The organism is uncultured Parolsenella sp. (assembly GCF_934660935.1).
In the GTDB taxonomy this organism is placed as follows: Bacteria; Actinomycetota; Coriobacteriia; order Coriobacteriales; family Atopobiaceae; genus Parolsenella.
Genome location: NZ_CAKUIH010000006.1, coordinates 115,209 through 132,909, shown reverse-complemented (window position 1 = coordinate 132,909; position 17,701 = coordinate 115,209). Strand labels below are relative to the sequence as shown.

The window sequence follows — 17,701 nt, the reverse complement described above, 5'->3', positions numbered from 1 at the left end:
CTAGTCCTCCTTCTGGGCGCTCTTGATGCGCGTGCCGGCGGCCGTGTCTTCGACGACAAGGCCAAGGGCTGCGATGCCATCACGGATGGCGTCGGCAACGCCCCAGTTCTTGGCGGCACGAGCCTCGGCGCGGGCGGCAACGAGAGCGTCCGCCGCCTCGTTCGCGTCGTCGCCCTCATAGCCAGCCTGCTCGCGGGCAAGGTCGACGATCTCATGCGGGAGCTCGGACGCCGAGGGGCGCACGGACTCGACGCCGAGGACGCCGAGGAGCTCGACGAGCGTGTCCGAGGCACGAAGGGCCACGGAGCCGGCAACGTTCGCGCCGGCCTCGTCAAGGTAGGTGTTCGAAGCCGTAACGAGGCCAAAGAGCGCGGCGAGGGCGCCGGCGGTGTTGAAGTCGTCATCCATCTGGCGGGTGAACTCGGCGGCGGCGTCATCCACGGCCTTGCCGAAGGCGCGGTCCGCATCATTGAGCTCGTGGCCGCTCGCGCTCGAGCTCTCCGCGGCCCAACGGAGGTTGGCAACGGCGCCACGCACGCGCTCGAGCGTGCCCACGGCGCCGTCGAGGCGCTCGAAGGAGAAGTCGAGCGGCGAGCGGTAGTGGGTCTGGAGCATCAGCAGGCGCACGGCATCCGCCGGATACTTGTCGAGGACCTCCTTGAGCGTGTAGAAGTTGCCGAGGCTCTTCGACATCTTCTCGCCGTTGATGAGGAGCATGCCCGAGTGCATCCACACGTTGGCCAGAGGCTCGTGCCAGCAGCACACGGCCTGCGCGTACTCGTTCTCGTGGTGCGGGAACTGCAGGTCCTGGCCACCACCGTGAATGTCGATCGGGGTGCCCAGGTAGCGGTGGACCATCGCGGAGCACTCGGTGTGCCAGCCCGGGCGACCCTTGCCCCACGGGGAGTCCCACATGGGCTCACCCGGCTTGGCGGCCTTCCAGAGGGCGAAGTCCAGAGGGTCGTCCTTCTCCTCGTTGGCCTCGATGCGGGCGCCGACCTTGAGCTCGTCGATGTTACGACCGGACACGGTGCCGTAGCTGGGATCGCTACGAACAGAGAAGTAGACGTCGCCGTTGCCGGGCGCATAGGCGTGGCCCTGCTCGATGAGGCCGGAGATCATCTCGATCATGGCCTCGATCTCCTGCGTGGCGCGAGGACGGATATCCGGGTCGAGGACGCCCATGCGGTGCATCTGCTCGATGAAGGCGTCGGAGAACTCGCTCGCGACGTCCTCGGAAGTGCGGCCCTGCTCGTTGGCGCGCTTGATGATCTTGTCGTCCACGTCGGTCAGGTTCTGGGCGAAGGTGACCTGGTAGCCCTTGTACATGAGGTAGCGGCGGATGACGTCGAAGGCCAGGAACGTGCGGCCGTTGCCGACGTGAATCTGGTCATAGACGGTAGGACCGCAGACGTACATGCGAATCTTGCCGGGCTCGATGGGCGTAAGTTCGACTTTCTTGTGAAGTTGGGTGTTATAGACGAGCATTGGCTACTCCTTGTCCTGAAGCTGGCTCTCCAGCTCGGCGATTCGCCTCTCGAGGCGCTCCACCTTCGAGGCGAGGTCGTCGACCGTGCGATCGATGGGATCGGGAAGGTACTCGCGGTGCTCTACGTCCTCGCGTTCACGGATAATCTTGTCAATTGTAGACTGGTCAGCCATTGAAATGCAGGTGAGACGGTCGCCCGCGGCGGTACGCACGCGCACGCCTCCCTTTGTGGTGACGTGACCAGGAATTCCGACGACCGTGCAGTCGGCCGGGACGTCGCGCACGACGACAGCGCCTCCGCCAACCTTGACATTGTCGCCAAGCGTGATGTTGCCAAGGACCGACGCGCCCACGCCCACCACGACGTTGTTGCCAAGCGTCGGGTGGCGCTTGCCGCCCTCCTTGCCGGTTCCTCCGAGGGTCACGCCCTGGTAGAGCTGGCAATCATCGCCAATGATGGTCGTCTCCCCCACGACGATGCCCATGCCGTGGTCGATAACGAAGCGGCGGCCGATGGTCGCTCCCGGGTGGATTTCCACGCCGAAGCGGTGGCGACTCCAGGTGGAAAGCGTGCGCGCGAGGAGTTTGTGCCCGTGAGTCCACAGCCAGTGCTGGCGCCGATACGCCCAGATGGCACGCATGCCGGGCGAATTGAGCAGGATGGATATGGTTGAGGTCGCGGCCGGGTCATGAGACCTGAAGGTCGCGATGTCCTCGCGAATGCGATCAAACATGTTGGTCCTAACTTGTGCCTGGGTGCTTTCCCTCGCTCGTAACCAGAGCATGGCCCCACAGAATAGCGCGGGGCCAACAATGCCGGGTTACAAATGGGTGAACGAGGGGTAGCTCTAGCGTGCGTCTTCCATGATGCAGACCGCCCAGGCTGCCATCCCCTCCTCGCGCCCGACGAACCCAAGGCGCTCGGTAGTGGTGGCCTTCACACCCACGCTCTCGACCCCCACGCCAAGTGCCCGCGCAAGGTTCGCGCGCATTTGCTCTCGATGGGGCGCAAGCTTGGGCGCCTCGGCGGCGATCGTACAGTCGCAGTCCAGGAGCTCATAGCCACGCTCACGCGCGAGGCGCATGACCTGGGCGAGGAGCTCGAGCGAGTTGGCACCGGCGTAGGCCGGGTCTGTGTCGGGGAATAGCTTGCCGAGGTCTCCCAGGCGCGTGGCACCCAAGATGGCATCTGCTACGGCATGCGTGGCGACATCCGCGTCCGAATGGCCAAGAAGCCCCACCTTGTGGGGAATCTCGACGCCGCAGAGGATAAGCTTCCTGCCCTCAACGAGCTTGTGGACGTCATAGCCGTGTCCGATCCTCAATGTCATGAGGCATCACCCACCATACGCATGGAACCCGCGTGACGCGCCGCAAGCCTCTGCTTGAGGATGGCCTCAATGGGAAGGCGGTCCTCGGGCACCGTGACCTTCATGTTGTCGCTCGGGCTTTCGACACAGGCAACAACCCCGCCCATGCATTCGACGAGGGAGGAATCGTCCGTGCCCAAGAAGCCCTCACTCGCGGCGCGCTCATGCGCGGCAAGAACCTCATCCAGGCGAAATACCTGCGGAGTTTGCACCGCCCAGTAACGCGAGCGCTCCGGCGTCGAGCACACGACGCCGTCCTCCACGATCTTCAGCGTGTCAGCGGAGGGGTGAGCGCAGATGGCTCCGGCTATGGAGTCGTCATCGCGAACGCGAGCAATGACGCGCTCGATCGTCTCCGGCTCGATGAGGGGACGAGCTCCATCGTGGATGGCAGCGAACTCGTAGCCCTCGGGAATTGCGTGGATGCCCGCAAGGCAGCTCTCCTGGCGAGTCGCTCCGCCGGAAACGTAGACAACAGGCGTGGCGGGCGCAAGACGGCTCACGGCAGCGCGAGTCTCGTCAACGCGGCCCCTCGGGCACACGACCACAATGGCACCCACGGAGGGCGAGTCGTCGAACGCGGCGATGGACCAGCACAGGACCGGCAAGCCGCAAAGCTCGACATACTGCTTGCCGCGCGGATCGCCAAAACGCATGCCAAGGCCACCAGCGGCGATAACGGCGCAGGTATCAGGCGCAGAAGTATTGATGAGGCTCGCGTCCATCGCTACTCCTTCTTGCCCCACATGCGATAGAGGCTATCCGTGAGGATGTTCGGGTTCCTGACGCCCAGCTCGCCCAGGCGGTTGGGATTCTGCTCGATATCATCCATGAGCTCGCGGAGGTTGCCGTACTCGTCGACGATCTTATCGGCCATGCCCTCGCGAACGACCGAGACGCGATTGAGCGTGCGCAGGCCCAGCGGCACGAGGACGCTGTCCTCGTGCAGGTCATCGTAGCCGAGCACCTTGGCGACACGATTGGGAGAACGCCACTGCGAGGGCGCGGCGGCATGGAGCTTGGCGCGAATTGCCTCGGCGTTCTCCTCCGAGGAATCGCGGGCATAATCGCGGATCATGAGAAGGTACTCGTGGTCCATGTCGCCAGCGAGCTGCTCGCGCTGCATCTCGACGGTGCGGCCCTCGCTGCCCAGCTGGTCGACGATGCGATCGAGCTCGTCCGCGGCGGTCATGAGGGTCTCGAAGTAGTTGAGGATCGTCGTGACGTCCGCAAGGGTGACGTAGTTGTCGAGCTCGAGCGTGGAGAGGCGCAGCAGGGCACGGTCGAGCGACTGGCGCGTGGTCTGGAGGGTGGTGATGAGCTGCGAGGCACTCGCCATAAGCTGCGGGACGCTCTTGAGCTGGAAGGACCTTCCCCCCACATATAGGTTGACGACCTGGCGGCGCTCCGAGACCGAAATCACGAGCGCCTTCGTGAGGAGGCTCATGCGAGCGGCGGTGCGGTGACGCATGCCCGTCTCGCTTGTGGGGAGGCTCGGGTCCGGATTCAGGTGGAAGTTCGCGCGAAGGATCTGGGTGAGGTCGCGATCGACGACGATGGCGCCGTCCATCTTCGAGAGCTCGAAGAGGCGGTTCGCGGTAAAGGAGATGTTCAGGGGAAAGCCGTCATTGCCAGCGCCGAGAACGGTCTCCGTGTCGCCCACGCAAATGAGCGCGCCGAGGTGGCCGGCGATAATCATGTCGAGCGCGCGACGCACGGCGGTGCCGGGAGCAGTGACCGCGATTGCCCGCTGAAGACGTTCCTCGAGGGACTCCTCAACAGGCACTCCCTCGTTTTCGACGTTCTTCTCGACTTCCTGATCCATAACGCCCCCTCAAGTTGCATGTTTTTTCAAGTATACGCGCCCGCGGCTTGCCTTCTCCCTATCGACATAAGCTCGAAATCAGCGGACAGTCGATGTGAAGCGCGCGGCAGGAGCGGAACGTCGGATAGGCGGAGTCCGGGATGGCCCGGGCGCAGGAACAGCCGCGCGAGGTGACCCGGGCGCGGGGCGTGAGGGTGGAGGCGTACGGGATAGCCCGGGTGCGAAAGTGGAGGCGTCCGGGATAGCCCGGGCGCGAGGACAGCTGCGCAAGGTGACCCGGGCGCGGGGCGCGAGGGTGGAGGCGTACGGGATAGCCCGGGTGCGAGGCCGCGCCGCATAGTTCGTTTCCCCAGGCAGGACGCATAATTCGACATGCTTAAGCCGTCCATGTGCGCCATCCTGCGGGCGGCCCCATGACGCGCGGACGCTTAGCGAAAATCGGCATGCTTAGACGGCTCATACGCGTCAAATCGACTCTCCCGCGCCGTCCCCCCCCGCTGCGCCGTGTCTCACTGCGCCGTGTCTCGCCGCGCCGCCCCGCCCGCCGCGCCGCTCCTCTCGCTACCGTGGCGCTTTTGCACGTCCCGCTCGTTGGCATGGCGCTTCTGCACGCTCAAGGCCCGCGCAGCGCGCAATAACGCCGCAGCAATGGAGCCAACGTGCAGGAACGCCGCAGCAATGGAGCCAGCGTGCAGGAACGCCGCATCCCCGTCCTTTGTGCGTCGAAATAAGAGTCGCACTACACCCCGCCGAATCCGTGGCGACGCTTCGACATAGATACAGGCATTCAATCCGTTTAAGCGTGCAATTTGTCGCCACGGATTGCTTGGCCAACGCCGCCGCTCAGTTTCGTCGCGCTTAGGACACTTATATGTGTCGAAGGAGCGCCAGGGTCCCGGTCGTCTCGGCCGCAGGCTGTCCCCGACCGCAGCCCCGGCGGCACGCGCATGCTTCGTCGCACTTAGGGCGCTTATGTGTGTCATGTGCCACATGCCAGTGCTCCGATGTCAGCAGGCCACCAACGCGTGAAGGTGCCCTCTTCCCACGGCATCCCCGCACGCCAAACGAGCGCACAAATAAAAGCCCGCACCACGAGGATGCGGGCCCACCAAAGCCGGCTGCGAGTCGATAAGTCGGCGATGGAAATGAGGAGGATGCGAAGCGCCTACGCCCTCTCGACGAGAGCGGCGCCAGGATGCGAAGCGCCCACGCCCTCTCGACGAGAGCGGCGCTAGGAGTCGAGCGCCTAGGCCTTCTCGGTGGCAGCGGCACCAGAAGCGGCGCCCTTGCCAGCGGAAGCGGAGACGTGCTCGCGGCCGAGCTCGGTCCACTCGGGCTGCTCGTCGGGCATGGAGCCGGCCTCCTTGCCGAAGAGCTCCTTGAGGCAGTTCACGGCAACGATGAGGCCGAGGACCATCAGCAGGACGGCGAAGACGAGCTGCAGGCCCTTGGTGGCGGCCACGGACACGGCAGCGGTGGTCTCGGTGGCCGGGATGGTGCCAAAGAAGCCATAGGTGGAGACGGCGGCGTAGCAGCCGAGGGCGCTCTGAACGAGCGAGGTGAAGGTGCAGACCAGCAGGAACGCGACGGGCACGTAGAGCATCCAGCCCTTGCGGCCGGTGCACTTGCAGAACACGGCAAGCGTGATCATCGTCATGCCACCGAGCAGCTGGTTAGAGGCGCCGAAGAGCGGCCAGATGTTGAGGTAGCCGCCGAAGGTGAGGGCCAGGCCCGGAACCAGCGTGACGACCGTGGCGAACCAGGGGTTACCGAGAACCTTCATGGCGCCGCTCTTGGAGTCGATGGCCAGGGCATCGTTGGAGGAGGCGAAGAACTCGGAGAAGGAGGTGCGGGCGATGCGGGCAACGGCATCAAGCGAGGTCAGGCAGAGGGCGGAAACGTTCATCTGCATGAACACGGTGGCGACGGTGCTATCGACGCCGAAGGCAGTCATGCCCTTGGCGACGCCACGGGCGAAGACCTGGAAGGCCGTGCCCACCTCAGCGCCGTCGGCACCAAGGGTGTTGACCGTAGACCACATGATGCCAGCGACGACGATGGCGAGGATGCCGACGAAGGACTCGAGGACCATCGCGCCATAGCCGACCTTCACGGCGTCGGCCTCGTTAGAGACCTGCTTGGAGGAGGTGCCAGAGGAGACGAGGCTGTGGAAGCCAGAGAGGGCGCCACAAGCGACGGAGACGAACAGGACGGGGAACATCATTCCGGACTTCGTGGAGAAGCCAGTGAACATCGGGGCGGTCATCGTAGCCTGACCGTTAACGCCGAGGACGACGATGCCGAAGACGGCGCAGACGATCATGGTGAGCATCATGATGGTCGTGAGGTAATCACGCGGCTGCTTGAGCGTCTGGATGGGCATGGCGCCGGCAAAGACCAGGTAGACCATGACGATGGCGATCCAGGTGTTGGTGCCGAGACGCAGCGGGGCAACCATGCCGACGGCGAACATGGCGACGACCATGACGACGGCGACGACGAACTCGGCAGCGCCCGTAAGGTTGAACTTGTTACGGGCCCAGCCAAAGGCGATAGCGACGAACGTGAACAGGATCGAGATCGTGCCCGTGGAGGCGGCAGCGTAGTTCACGGCGTCGGAAGCCTTGGCGGACTGGGCAAACGTGCCGCAGACCATCGAGGTGAAGGCAGCGATGACGATGATGCAGAAGAGCCAGCAGAAGAGCAGGAACAGGCGGCGGCCAGTCTTGCCGATGTACTTGTCAACGAGCTGGGCGAGCGACTTGCCGTTGTTCTTCATCGAGGCATAGAGGGCGCCAAAGTCGTGGACGGCGCCGAAGAAGATGCCGCCGACGAGAACCCACAGGACGACGGGCAGCCAGCCGAAGGCCATGGCGACGATGGTGCCCGTAACAGGGCCGGCGCCGCAGATCGAGCTGAACTGGTGCGAGAAGACGGTGAAGGCAGAGGCCGGGGAGAAGGCGTTGCCATCCTCCATACGACGAGCCGGGGTGACGGCGTTCACATCGACGCCCCACCTATTGGCCAGCCAGCGGCCATAAAGCATGTAGCCGGCAAAGAGCACGACTGCACAAACGACCATAACAGCGATTCCGTTCACAAAAAGCTCCTTCCGTACCAAGAGAAAATCGCGAGACAAGAAAAGGGGCCGCTGGGTTTATCACCCTGCGGCCCCTCATAAGGCCGCCCGAAGATTCGGGCGGCTCGCATTCAGCCACCCGTCTTAGATAATGACGACCTCAATAATGGATAGCTGCTTGTTCATTGCGATGTGCTCCTGATTCACCTTGGCGCGTATCCCCACGCGCCATCCCCAGTGGATGGTTCAGCATCTTCGTCGCGGGGCCCGACAGTGTCAACAAAAAGATGCTTACTGAATAACATTGGAAACAGACGCGTAACATTATGCAGAAGTTATGTAGTTTCACGCGCCCTTAAGACTATCTCACGCGAGTCGTGTAGCTCGAACAATCGATTCCCATCGCTCGGCGGGAGGCGACGCTGAGACAAGCGCTGCCAAGGCCGCGCGGCAAAGGCGGGAGAAACGCCCGTCCCGCCGCAGGTCAAACGTTCTCCTTGCTACCATAAGAACCAAAGGAGGAGAGCATGTCCATCGATCCACATTTTGAAGACTACCAGCGCCTGAGCGTGCGCTTTGCCCGCGATCTCGACCCTCGAGATCCCTTTGGCGCCGCACGCGCCGCGGCGGATTTCGCTCGTCGCTATCGCTCCAACAGGGACTCACTTCCGCAAACAGACGCAGACCGCGCCTTCCACCTCGTGGTCAAGGCGAGTGACCTCATTGATTACCAGTTGCCCTTCGCCACGGATGATTCCGCCGCGCAGAAGATCATTCTCGAAGCCCGCAAATGCCTCAACGAGGCGCTCGACCTAGACCCCTCGTGCCATGACGCACGCCGCATGCTTGCCGCCGCGTCTAGCGGCTCCCCCAACGCCTACCACCGCTACCTTGCAGACAACGCCGCCGGCGTTCGCGAGGCGTGCGAACGCGACGCAGCTTCATACGAGCTTCCCGAGGGCGACCTCAAGGATGTCGCCACGTTGCTTGCCTTCCGCCCCTATCTCCGTTGGATTGCCATCGAAGCATCCAACGCGCTCGTCTGCGGCCGCTACCGTCTTGGCATACGGCTCGCCAATGAGGCACTCGAGCTCGACCCGAGCGACCCTGTTGGCGTGCGCTTCACGCTCGCCATCGCATACGCAAAGCTCGAGGACGAAGAGGCGTTCGCATCGCTTTACGCCGATGCCCGCAAGGCCGCCGGCAACGGCCCCCTGCCCGGTACCGCCTGGTATTCCCTCGCGCGCATGGCGCTCGCCTTCAAGCGGGAGGACCGCGATGCCGCCGAGGAGGAGATTCGCGCAATCATAGCGGCATATCCCAACGCGGGGACCACGCTCACTCGCCAGGATGATCTACCGGACGGCATCTTCTGCCGCATCTGCGTCGCGCCCGGGAGCGAAGACGAGCTCATCCTCGCCACCTCCGAGGCGACGGTCCTGCTGCAGGAAGGCTTCGACGCCAACGAACGCGGCACGCTCGGCTCATGGGTCTCCTCGAGGCCCGATGTCGCCGAGGCCTACGCTCGCGAGGTCGCAATCGACCCGACGCTCAAGGAGGGCCAGTCATGAAATTTGCGGACGAGCTGATTGACCGCCTGTCATGGCGACGCGCCGAAAAACTCGGCAAGCTCTCGGAGGATGCCTTCGACGAGCTCAGGCTTGCCGTCACGAGAGACCCCGATTCGTTCCTCGAACACAAGGGAGACGTCGCGTTCAAGCACCTTGCCGACGCACTCGCCGCCAACGACCTCGCCCAGGCGGAGGAGGAGTTTCTTGATGACGAGGGATACGAATCCTCTCGCAATCGCAGGCTCGACAAGCTTCGTGCGGCATGCGCGGAGGCGATCTCCATGGACGGCGATTGCCTCGACGCTCGTACGATCGCTGCCATGCTTGGTGCCAAGGACCCCGACGCCTCGCTGGCGGCGCTCCTGGAGCTCGCTAATGAGATCGAACTTGATACGGAGCCGAGGGAGAAGGAAGGCGACGCCTCCCCGTCCGCGCCGGGGGCAGATGATCCCATGTCAGACAGTGACGAGGCCCCTCTCGTCTGCGCCTCCGAGTGGAACGACGTCTTCGCGCGCCCTCGCCTGCGCCTACTGAGCTCCATCGCTCGCGCGAGGCTCGAGACCGCCCGCTACAAGAACGCCTGCAAAACGTGCGAGCGTCTCATCGAGCTCGATCCCACAGACCAGCTCGGCGCTCGCTATACCTGGGCAATCGCGCTCGCACGCCTTGAGGACGAGAAGGGCTTCGATGCCCTTGACGCACGATTCGGCAGGCAGGGCAACGCGTGGAACCACCTCGCGCGCACGCTGCTCATGTTCAAGCTTGACCGCATGCCCGCCGCTCGCCGCGCCCTTCGTGGGTACACGAGTCTGTGCCACGGCGGCGCCTACGCCCTTCTTCGGCCGACGTTCGTCGAGGGATATCTCCCCGATCGCCCCGCTTTCGAACCGGGCAGCTTTGAGGAGGCGGCGCTCGCCGTTCACGAGTGCGATTCCGTCGTGATGGACACGCCCGACTTCCTCGCGTGGGCGACCGCGCAGGATGGCTTCGCCGCGCAGGCAGAGAAATTCGCACGCGATAACGACCTCGACTGGTAGGTGGAGCACCGAGCTCGCCACGGAAGGCTCCGACGCACGCCAAGGCCGCGTCTCGATGCGAATTGCACGAAACGCAGCATGACGGGCCGTGAGCTCTGATATACTCTCGTTCGCCGTCCCCATCGTCTAGCGGCCCAGGACGCCACCCTTTCAAGGTGGATATCGCGGGTTCGAATCCCGCTGGGGGCACCAGAAATTGCAGCAGGTCAGAGGAATTCGCGCCTCTGACCTGCTTCTTTTTTGCGCGGTGCGCCGCATGGAGCTGCAGAGCGTCGCGCCACACAGAGTTGCGGAGCGGTACGCCGCATGGGGCTGTAGAACGGTACGCCGCATGGACACGCGAGGCGGTACACCGCATGGACACGCGAGGTGTCACGCCATACTCCGCAAATGCAAAACCCACCCGTTGACTCCCCTGGCACCGAAGCTATACTTCTCAGTTGTTAGATGTTTGTCTAACTATCTAATTGCCGAGAGGAATACGAACACCTCACCCAGGAGGCGTTATGGCAGGAGAGGGATTCAAGGCGCTCGCCGACCCGACGCGCAGACGCATTCTCGAGCTACTCAAGTCGGGCGACCTCACGGCGGGTGAGCTCGCCAAGAACTTTGACGTCAGCAAGCCAACACTCAGCCACCACCTGGCAACGCTCAAGGCTGCCGGCCTCGTCACAGACGAGCGCCACGGCCAGAACATCGTCTATAGCCTCAACACCACCGTCATGCAGGACCTGATTGGTTGGTTCCTTGGCTTCAAGGAGGACTCTCATGAATAGCACCAACAACGGCAGCACCCGGGGCCTCATCTCACGCAACTGCCTCATCGCGCTCGCCGCGCTTTCCGGCGCAAACGTCATCGCGCACCTCGTCGCGCTCCCAAGCCTGCCCGCACAAATTCCCATCCATTGGGGTGCGAGCGGTGAGGTCAACGGTTGGGGGCCAAGCTGGACGGCAGCCGCCTTGGGCGCGCTGCCCCTCGGGATGCTCGTCCTCTTCTACGTGATTCCGCGCATCGACCCCAGAGGCAATGGCTATGCCCGCGCCGGGAAGTTCTACCAGCACTTCGTTGTCGGCTTTACCCTGCTCACGATCGTCATCAGCTGGCTTCCCGAGCTTACCGTCTGGGGCGCGATAGCGGCCAAGGGCTCCACGAACGTCATCGTCTCCGTGCTGATCGGCGCTCTGCTCGTCGGCATCGGCAACTACATGCCCCGTATCGGCCAGAACTACACGATGGGCGTGAAGACCCCCTGGGCCCTCAACGACCCGGAGAACTGGCGCCGTACCCAGCGCTTTGGTGGCAAGTGTTTCGTGCTTATGGGAATTGCCGTCGCAGCATTTGGCTTCGCAGGGCCCTACCTCTCGGACGCTGTTGCCGCAGCGGCGATCAGCGTGATCTGCCTTGGGGGATGCATCGCGATGTACGTCTATTCCTACCTGCTGTTTATCGGCAAGATTCGCTAATCGTTCGCCCACTCTCGCCATATAAAGCCCGCGAACCGCCCGCTCCAACGCCATACGATTCGGCGAGCGGCAGCGGCCCACGCGAATAAACCCCTACACAAACGGGAGAGAAACGGCTAAAGTACGCGCTTGTCGAATTGTATTTACGCCTGAGCGCACGTGCCACGCCATAAACGAACTCGCAATCACACCTCCACGAGTCGCCAGGTATCTGTCGTTTTAGAAGGACGGCAATGAAGCACATCCTCATGGCCTGCGGCACGGGCATTTGCACCTCGTCTGCGGTACGCGATCGCGTCTGTCAGATTCTCGATTCTCACGGCTTCGCCGGCACCTATGACGTCACCCCGTGCAAGATGGCTGATGTCCCGGCGCTTGCCGAGTCGCACGACTTCCTCATCGCCGTCACGCTCATCCCCGGCACCCTCGATATCCCGTACGTGAACGGCACGCCGTTCCTCACGGGAGGCGACGCCAGCGCGTCAGAGCGCTCCCTGCTCGCGCTCATGCGCGCACCCAGCCGCGCTCGCACGTCGGTTTGCTCTTAGCCCGCGCCCGGCGCGGACAACGGGAGCGCGGCGCCCACACCAAGACCAGCAAGCGCGCGTGCCCCAAACTCGCTCCTCATGGAAAGCGGGACGACAGCCACAGAGCCGTCGTCCCGCTTTTTTCGTCTGGTAGGGGCGGTGGGGTTCGAACCCACAAGCCTTCCGGCGAGGGCTTTTAAGGCCCCTGCGTCTGCCAATTCCGCCACGCCCCCATATCATGCGGCGCCATCGTCACGTGAAAGTGCTTGGCACCCTTATCGCGCCGTCACGCATCATGCCGCAAAGTCGCGCGCTGACTACCTTAGCGCAAAGAGAAGAGTTGCGGCGTCCAAGAAACTGGGGCGGTAATCCCATCCGCCACCGCTGCCGCGGAGAGCGACAGGCCGTAGAGCAGGTCGCTCTCGCTCACGGTGAGCTCGCACGCATGGCACGCGCGCATGAGCTCGCTCACGCAAACGGCACCCGCCAAAATCACGCCGGCGCGCTTGGGCTGCAGGCCCACGACCCCGCGGCGCTGCTCCAGAGGAAGCGAGGCAAGACGGCCGACCAGCTCATCCACCTCGTCAAGCGCGAGCGAATGAAGATGGACGAACGCAGGGTCATAGGGGTCGAGCCTCGCGTCGATGGCGACAAGCGTCGTGACCGTACCACCTACGCAGACAAGGCGCTCCGGATCGCGCGCCTCGGCGGGGAGGCCGGATTCGAAGGCCTCGCGACAGAACGCACGAGCCTCGTCCAGTGCAGAGGCCGAGGGTGGGTCCTCGCGAGAGAGAAAGAGGTCCGTCACGCGGCGACAGCCCACATCCAGCGAACGCACGGCCTCAAGCGCCACGCCGGGTCGCTCGCCGTCGAGCACTCCCACGGCCACCTCGGTCGACCCGCCGCCGTTATCCGCAACGACGATGCGCGACGCCCGAAAGTCCTGGGCCACGCCGAGGAACGTGAGCGATCCCTCCACCTCGCCGGGAATGACCTGAGCGACAACGCCGCGCTCCGCGAGGCCATCAAGCAGCACATTCGAATTCGCAGCGTCTCGCGCGGCGCTCGTGAGCGTGCAGCACGCCACCTCAGCGCCGGACTCGCGAGCCTGGGCCAGATAGCCATCAACGCACGAAAGCACGCGCGCGCACGCATCCTCGCGAAGCATGCCCGTCTCGGCAACGTCCTCGCCAAGGCTGCAGATGGTCGACGTCTTGGCGCAGCGCTCGACGCGCGAGGCGGCGACATCGGAGACGCCAAGACGCGCCGTCACGGTGCCGATATCGATAACGGCAACGCGGCTCACTGGGAAACCCCCTGATCGGCGGGGTTGTATCCAAAGATGAAGTCAAGGGCGGAGACGTACCAGGGGTCGCTTGCCGCCGGGGCGGACTCGTCCGTCGAGACGGTCGAATCACTCGAAGCACCGCCGGAATCCTCGATGCCCGACATATCTACCGGTGTATCGCCCTCCGTCACATAGCCGCGACGACGGGCCTCGTCCTCGATGCCCTCGCGGGTCATGAGGTTATCGACCTCTCCCTGGAGGGTGTCGTTGGTAGCAGTGACGGAGCTGAGCTGGGTGGAGAGAAGCGCGTTGGTGCGCGATGCTCCATAGAGGGCCTTGAGCGGCGGATAGAGCATGAGCGCAAGCGCCACAATGGCAACGAGCGCGATGGAAAGGGCACGATGCTCCATCGCCCAGGCGAGCACACCCTGTGCCTGCGAGGCGACATTCGCGGTGCGGCGATGGTCCTCGCCCTCCCCCGTGGTATGCCGACGAGCCTCGGACGCGGCGCGACCGGACACGGCGCGGCCACGAGAGGAAGCCTCGCGGGACGGCCTGTTCGCAGCGACGACACCGCGAGCGCGCTCTCGACGCGGCATGTCACGATACGCTGCGGAGGTGCCGCTGGAGGACGCACGACGGCTCTCTCGCAAGCCAAAGTCTGCCGACTCGCGCGACGACCGACGGGTCTCGTGAGAGCTGAAGCTCGAGCTCGCTGCACCTGAGGAGCGCCCGTAGCCAGAGGAGGCACGGGTGTTCGCACGGTTATAGCGTCCAAGGACAATGGAATTACTTGCACTCATGTGGCGTCTGCTTCGTTTCTGCTGTGTTTGGGCACATGTTGCGGTTATGGTCGCGCCTTCGCGCGTTAATCGATTATGACAGATTAGGAGTCAGACCTACCCGCCCTCTTCGCTTCGGTCCAGAGTTGCTCAAGCTCTTCACGAGAGACGTCGGCGAGCGACCGGCTCTTCTCGGCGGCTGCCTTCTCCATAGCGGCCCAACGCTCGCGGAACTTCTCGCAGCTACGCCTCAGCGCCGTCTCGGCATCGATGTGCTCCTTGCGGGCAACGTTGACGACGGAGAACAGCACGTCGCCGAACTCCTCGAGCGCCCCCTCGGAACCCGTCTCCTCCGCGGCGAACTCCGCGCGCTCCTCATCGACCTTGGCCCAGACGTCGGCCGTGGTCTCCCAGTCAAAGCCGCAGTTGGCGGCCTTCTTCGAGATCTTCTGCGCCTGCATGAGGGCGGGAAGCGCGCGAGGGACGGCATCGAGCAGGCTCGAGGTCGAGCCGGACTGCTCCGCGTCGCGGCGCTCGTCGAGCTTCACCTTGCTCCAGATGTCGAGCACCTCGGCGGAGTCATGCGCGGCCACGCCGGAGCCAAACACGTGCGGATGCCTGCGGACGAGCTTGTCATCGAGGTCGCGGCAGATATCGGCAAAGGTGAACTCGCCGGCGTCCTCGGCAATCTGGGCGTGGAGGAGGACCTGCATGAGCACGTCGCCAAGCTCCTCGCGCAGGTGTGCGGCGTCACCGGCCTCAATTGCGTCGACCGCCTCGTAGGCCTCCTCGATCATGTTCTTCGCGATGCTCGCGTGGGTCTGCTCCCTATCCCAGGGACAGCCGTCGTCCTGGCGAAGGCGCCAGATCGTCCTCACGGCCTGCTCGAGCTCGCGCTGGCCGCGCGGGGCGTTCGGGCGGAGAAGCGTCTGGACGTCCGCGAGCTCGCGAGGCTCATCGTGACGACCGCCAAGAGCGGCGACGAGACCACGCTCCTCGAGGGCGCGAAGGATGCCCTCGGCCATGAGATGGGCGCCATCGGCGTTGGGGTGGAGTCTGCCATCCGCATAGAGCGCGGGGTCCGCCGGGACAAGCTCCGCACCATCGATGCACTCGACACCGAGGCGCGCGCACTCGTCGCACATGATGCTGCGCACCCACGCAAGGGTGCGGCCGTGGGGCTGCTCACTGTCGATGTCCGCACGCCAGATGGGGCTCACGGCGAAGATGGGCGTATCGGAGAATTTGTCGACGAGCTTCTGGAGATACTTGGTCATGTTCTCCACGAGGTCGCGCTCTCGCTCGGTATGGGCCCAATCATTGGTGCCGTAGGCGACGATGATCGCCGCAGGCGGGTTCTCGCGGAAGGCCCTCATGCCGCGCAGGGTGCGGTCGTCGAAGTGATGGCCCGCGATGGCCTGGTTCATGAGGTCGAGGCCGAGGGCACGGGAGACCTCCGCCGGCCAGGACGCGCTCGGCCTACCCACGACGTAGCCCTGGGTGATCGAGTCTCCAAGCGCAAGGAGGTAGCCGCGCTCGGCGGGCTGCTCGAGGCTACCGTTGGTGGAGAGGTTGCCCACCGCGACGTTCATGAGGCAGGGCAGATAGATTGTGACCGAGGCGGGCGCGTGAGAGGGGTTCTCGAAGTCAAACGTGACCGTGCCTTCGCGAACGGGGGCAGTCTTCACGTAGACCCCGTCGACGACAAGATCGATGCCGTCAACCACGCCCTCCTCGGGGGCGCGGTCATCGCCGGCGGCGCGAGCGAGCTCGATGGTTTCGCGCACCGAGGCACTCTCGAAGTGAATGCCCTCGATGACGGAGAGGTCGAACGAGACTTCGTCTCCCGTGGTCACGAGGTTGATCGTGGCGCCAGCGGTATAGCTTGCGGCGCGCTCGCGACCGGCGTCGGCCGCGGCCTCCGCCTGCTTGTTCGACATGCGCGACGGCCTCACGAGGCCATCGGGACGATAGATGAGGTGGCGGGCGCCTCGAATGAACGGCGCGATGTTAGCAGCAGTCATGTTTCTTCTTTCTCTCCCTTGGTTTTGCCCAAGTGTAGCGCTCGAGTCTGAAAAGACGCCGACTCCTGACAGAGCGCTTACGCCCGCCACGCCAAAGATGCGGCAACGGCGGAACGCATGCGGCCACCGCTCGTGGAGCTGCTTTACGCCTGCTCCTCCTCGGGATAGCGAATGCCCCACTGGCGACGGAGCATCGTCATGATGGCCATGACGTCGACGGTGTAGGCAATCATATTCTGCTCGACCTGGTCGCCGGCGACGGCGCGCTCGAGGTTCGCGGCCTCGTAACACAGCGCATAGGCCTCCTCGCCCGCACGAATCTCCTCGCGGCGCCCGTCGGCCGTCCAGACGATGGTGGCGCGGTCTGCGCGCGGGTAGTCCGTGACCTCGATGTAGCAGTCGTCGAACGAGAGGACGGCGCGCTTGGGCTGCTTCGAGTGGAGCGACAGCGTGATGGTGGCCATCTGCATGTCGGGGTTACGCAGGACGATGCCGCTCGTGACGTCGACGCCCGTGGAGCAGGCATTGGCGATCGAGAGCACGTCCTCGGGCAGGCTCATCATGAACAGGCGAGCGAGGGTGATCGCGTAGACGCCGATATCGAGCAGGGCACCGCCCGCAAGGTCGCGGTTGTAGAAGCGCGATTTGGGATCGAACTCCTTGTAGGAGCCGAAGTTGATCTGCGCCAGGTTCATCTGGCCGAAGTCGCCCGCCATGGCGCGGCGGATGATCTCGCGATAGAGGGGCATGTGCAGGATGGTGGTGGCGTCGACGAGCTGGACGTGGTTGGCGTCCGCAATCGTCAGTGCCTCAGCGAGCTCCTCGGAGTTCAGCGTGATGGACTTCTCGCACAACACGTGCTTGCCTGAGCCAAGGGCACCGCGGAGATACTTGATGTGCGTGTTGTGGGGCGTCGTGATGTAGATGGCGTCGATGTCAGGGTCGGCATAGAGCTCTTCCGGCGTGTCATAGACACGCGCGACGCCCCAGCGCTCGGCAAACGCCTCCGCCTTGGCACGCGTGCGGTTCTGGACGCCGGCGAGCTTGCGACCCGCGAGCGCGAAGGACTCCGCCATCTGGTTCGCGATGACACCGCAACCGATGACGGCCCAGCGCAGGTCGGGCGCGGTAAAGACATCCGAGGGGAAGGGCTTGCCGGCAACGGCGGCAAAGGCGGCGTCCGCGGCGGCCGCCGCATCGATCGGGGTGTTTGGGCTGTTCTCGGCCATGATCTTCTCCGTTCGT

Annotated in this window: 15 protein-coding genes, 2 tRNA genes and 1 pseudogene; 6 read left to right on the top strand and 12 right to left on the bottom strand. The window is 64.3% G+C overall.

Annotated elements, in window-relative coordinates; all coding sequences use genetic code 11:
• From cysS to Q0H23_RS04710, 6 genes are all read right to left on the bottom strand, one after another.
• On the bottom strand, positions 1–1,488 hold the full coding sequence (cysS, locus tag Q0H23_RS04735; protein ID WP_293836241.1) for a cysteine--tRNA ligase: 1,488 nt from the start codon (positions 1,486–1,488) through the stop codon (positions 1–3).
• Positions 1,489–1,491: 3 nt separating this feature from the next.
• Complete coding sequence (cysE, locus tag Q0H23_RS04730) at positions 1,492–2,223, bottom strand: serine O-acetyltransferase (protein WP_293836239.1); 732 nt, start codon at positions 2,221–2,223, stop codon at positions 1,492–1,494.
• A gap of 114 nt (positions 2,224–2,337) precedes the next feature.
• A complete protein-coding gene (gene ispF, locus Q0H23_RS04725; protein WP_293836237.1) occupies positions 2,338–2,820 on the bottom strand; it encodes a 2-C-methyl-D-erythritol 2,4-cyclodiphosphate synthase in 483 nt (160 codons plus the stop codon).
• Entirely contained in the window at positions 2,817–3,584 is a 768-nt protein-coding gene (gene ispD, locus Q0H23_RS04720) for a 2-C-methyl-D-erythritol 4-phosphate cytidylyltransferase (protein WP_293836235.1), read from the bottom strand. Before ispD ends, ispF begins: the two co-directional genes overlap by 4 nt.
• Positions 3,585–3,586: 2 nt before the next feature.
• The gene (gene disA / locus Q0H23_RS04715; protein WP_293814384.1) at positions 3,587–4,684 is read right to left on the bottom strand and encodes a DNA integrity scanning diadenylate cyclase DisA; all 1,098 of its coding nucleotides are present in this window, start codon (positions 4,682–4,684) and stop codon (positions 3,587–3,589) included.
• A 1,246-nt stretch (positions 4,685–5,930) separates the two neighbouring features.
• Positions 5,931–7,784 carry a carbon starvation CstA family protein gene (locus Q0H23_RS04710; protein WP_293836232.1) on the bottom strand — a complete coding sequence of 618 codons (1,854 nt, stop codon included), beginning with the start codon at positions 7,782–7,784 and terminating at the stop codon, positions 5,931–5,933.
• Between the two features lie 506 nt (positions 7,785–8,290).
• On the opposite strand from Q0H23_RS04710, the gene Q0H23_RS04705 reads away from it, so the two are divergent.
• The 6 genes from Q0H23_RS04705 to Q0H23_RS04680 all read left to right on the top strand — a co-directional run bounded on the left by Q0H23_RS04705 (position 8,291) and on the right by Q0H23_RS04680 (position 12,383).
• Positions 8,291–9,334: a response regulator receiver protein gene (locus tag Q0H23_RS04705; RefSeq protein WP_293814382.1), complete on the top strand. Its 1,044-nt coding sequence runs from the start codon at positions 8,291–8,293 to the stop codon at positions 9,332–9,334.
• On the top strand, positions 9,331–10,371 hold the full coding sequence (locus tag Q0H23_RS04700; RefSeq protein WP_293836230.1) for a hypothetical protein: 1,041 nt from the start codon (positions 9,331–9,333) through the stop codon (positions 10,369–10,371). Before Q0H23_RS04705 ends, Q0H23_RS04700 begins: the two co-directional genes overlap by 4 nt.
• 115 nt (positions 10,372–10,486) lie before the next feature.
• Positions 10,487–10,563, top strand: a tRNA-Glu gene (locus tag Q0H23_RS04695).
• Positions 10,564–10,877: 314 nt separating this feature from the next.
• Entirely contained in the window at positions 10,878–11,147 is a 270-nt protein-coding gene (locus Q0H23_RS04690) for an autorepressor SdpR family transcription factor (protein ID WP_293836228.1), read from the top strand.
• The gene (locus tag Q0H23_RS04685) at positions 11,140–11,835 is read left to right on the top strand and encodes an SdpI family protein (RefSeq protein WP_293836225.1); all 696 of its coding nucleotides are present in this window, start codon (positions 11,140–11,142) and stop codon (positions 11,833–11,835) included. Before Q0H23_RS04690 ends, Q0H23_RS04685 begins: the two co-directional genes overlap by 8 nt.
• 233 nt (positions 11,836–12,068) lie before the next feature.
• Positions 12,069–12,383 (top strand): PTS sugar transporter subunit IIB, encoded by a 315-nt coding sequence (locus Q0H23_RS04680; protein WP_293814378.1) that lies wholly within the window; start codon positions 12,069–12,071, stop codon positions 12,381–12,383.
• Positions 12,384–12,510: 127 nt separating this feature from the next.
• Here the strand turns inward: Q0H23_RS04680 and Q0H23_RS04675 are convergent.
• From Q0H23_RS04675 to Q0H23_RS04650, 6 genes and pseudogenes are all read right to left on the bottom strand, one after another.
• A tRNA-Leu gene (locus Q0H23_RS04675) sits at positions 12,511–12,595 on the bottom strand.
• A gap of 89 nt (positions 12,596–12,684) precedes the next feature.
• Positions 12,685–13,668 (bottom strand): phosphatase, encoded by a 984-nt coding sequence (locus tag Q0H23_RS04670; RefSeq protein ID WP_293836222.1) that lies wholly within the window; start codon positions 13,666–13,668, stop codon positions 12,685–12,687.
• Positions 13,665–14,453: a hypothetical protein gene (locus Q0H23_RS04665; protein WP_293836220.1), complete on the bottom strand. Its 789-nt coding sequence runs from the start codon at positions 14,451–14,453 to the stop codon at positions 13,665–13,667. Before Q0H23_RS04665 ends, Q0H23_RS04670 begins: the two co-directional genes overlap by 4 nt.
• Before the next feature lie 83 nt (positions 14,454–14,536).
• The gene (gene mazG / locus Q0H23_RS04660; RefSeq protein ID WP_293836267.1) at positions 14,537–15,445 is read right to left on the bottom strand and encodes a nucleoside triphosphate pyrophosphohydrolase; all 909 of its coding nucleotides are present in this window, start codon (positions 15,443–15,445) and stop codon (positions 14,537–14,539) included.
• Between the two features lie 9 nt (positions 15,446–15,454).
• Positions 15,455–16,024: pseudogene (locus Q0H23_RS04655) on the bottom strand (SGNH/GDSL hydrolase family protein); the annotation flags it as partial.
• 575 nt (positions 16,025–16,599) lie between these two features.
• Positions 16,600–17,685 carry a Gfo/Idh/MocA family oxidoreductase gene (locus tag Q0H23_RS04650; protein ID WP_293836217.1) on the bottom strand — a complete coding sequence of 362 codons (1,086 nt, stop codon included), beginning with the start codon at positions 17,683–17,685 and terminating at the stop codon, positions 16,600–16,602.
• Positions 17,686–17,701: the final 16 nt, after the last annotated feature.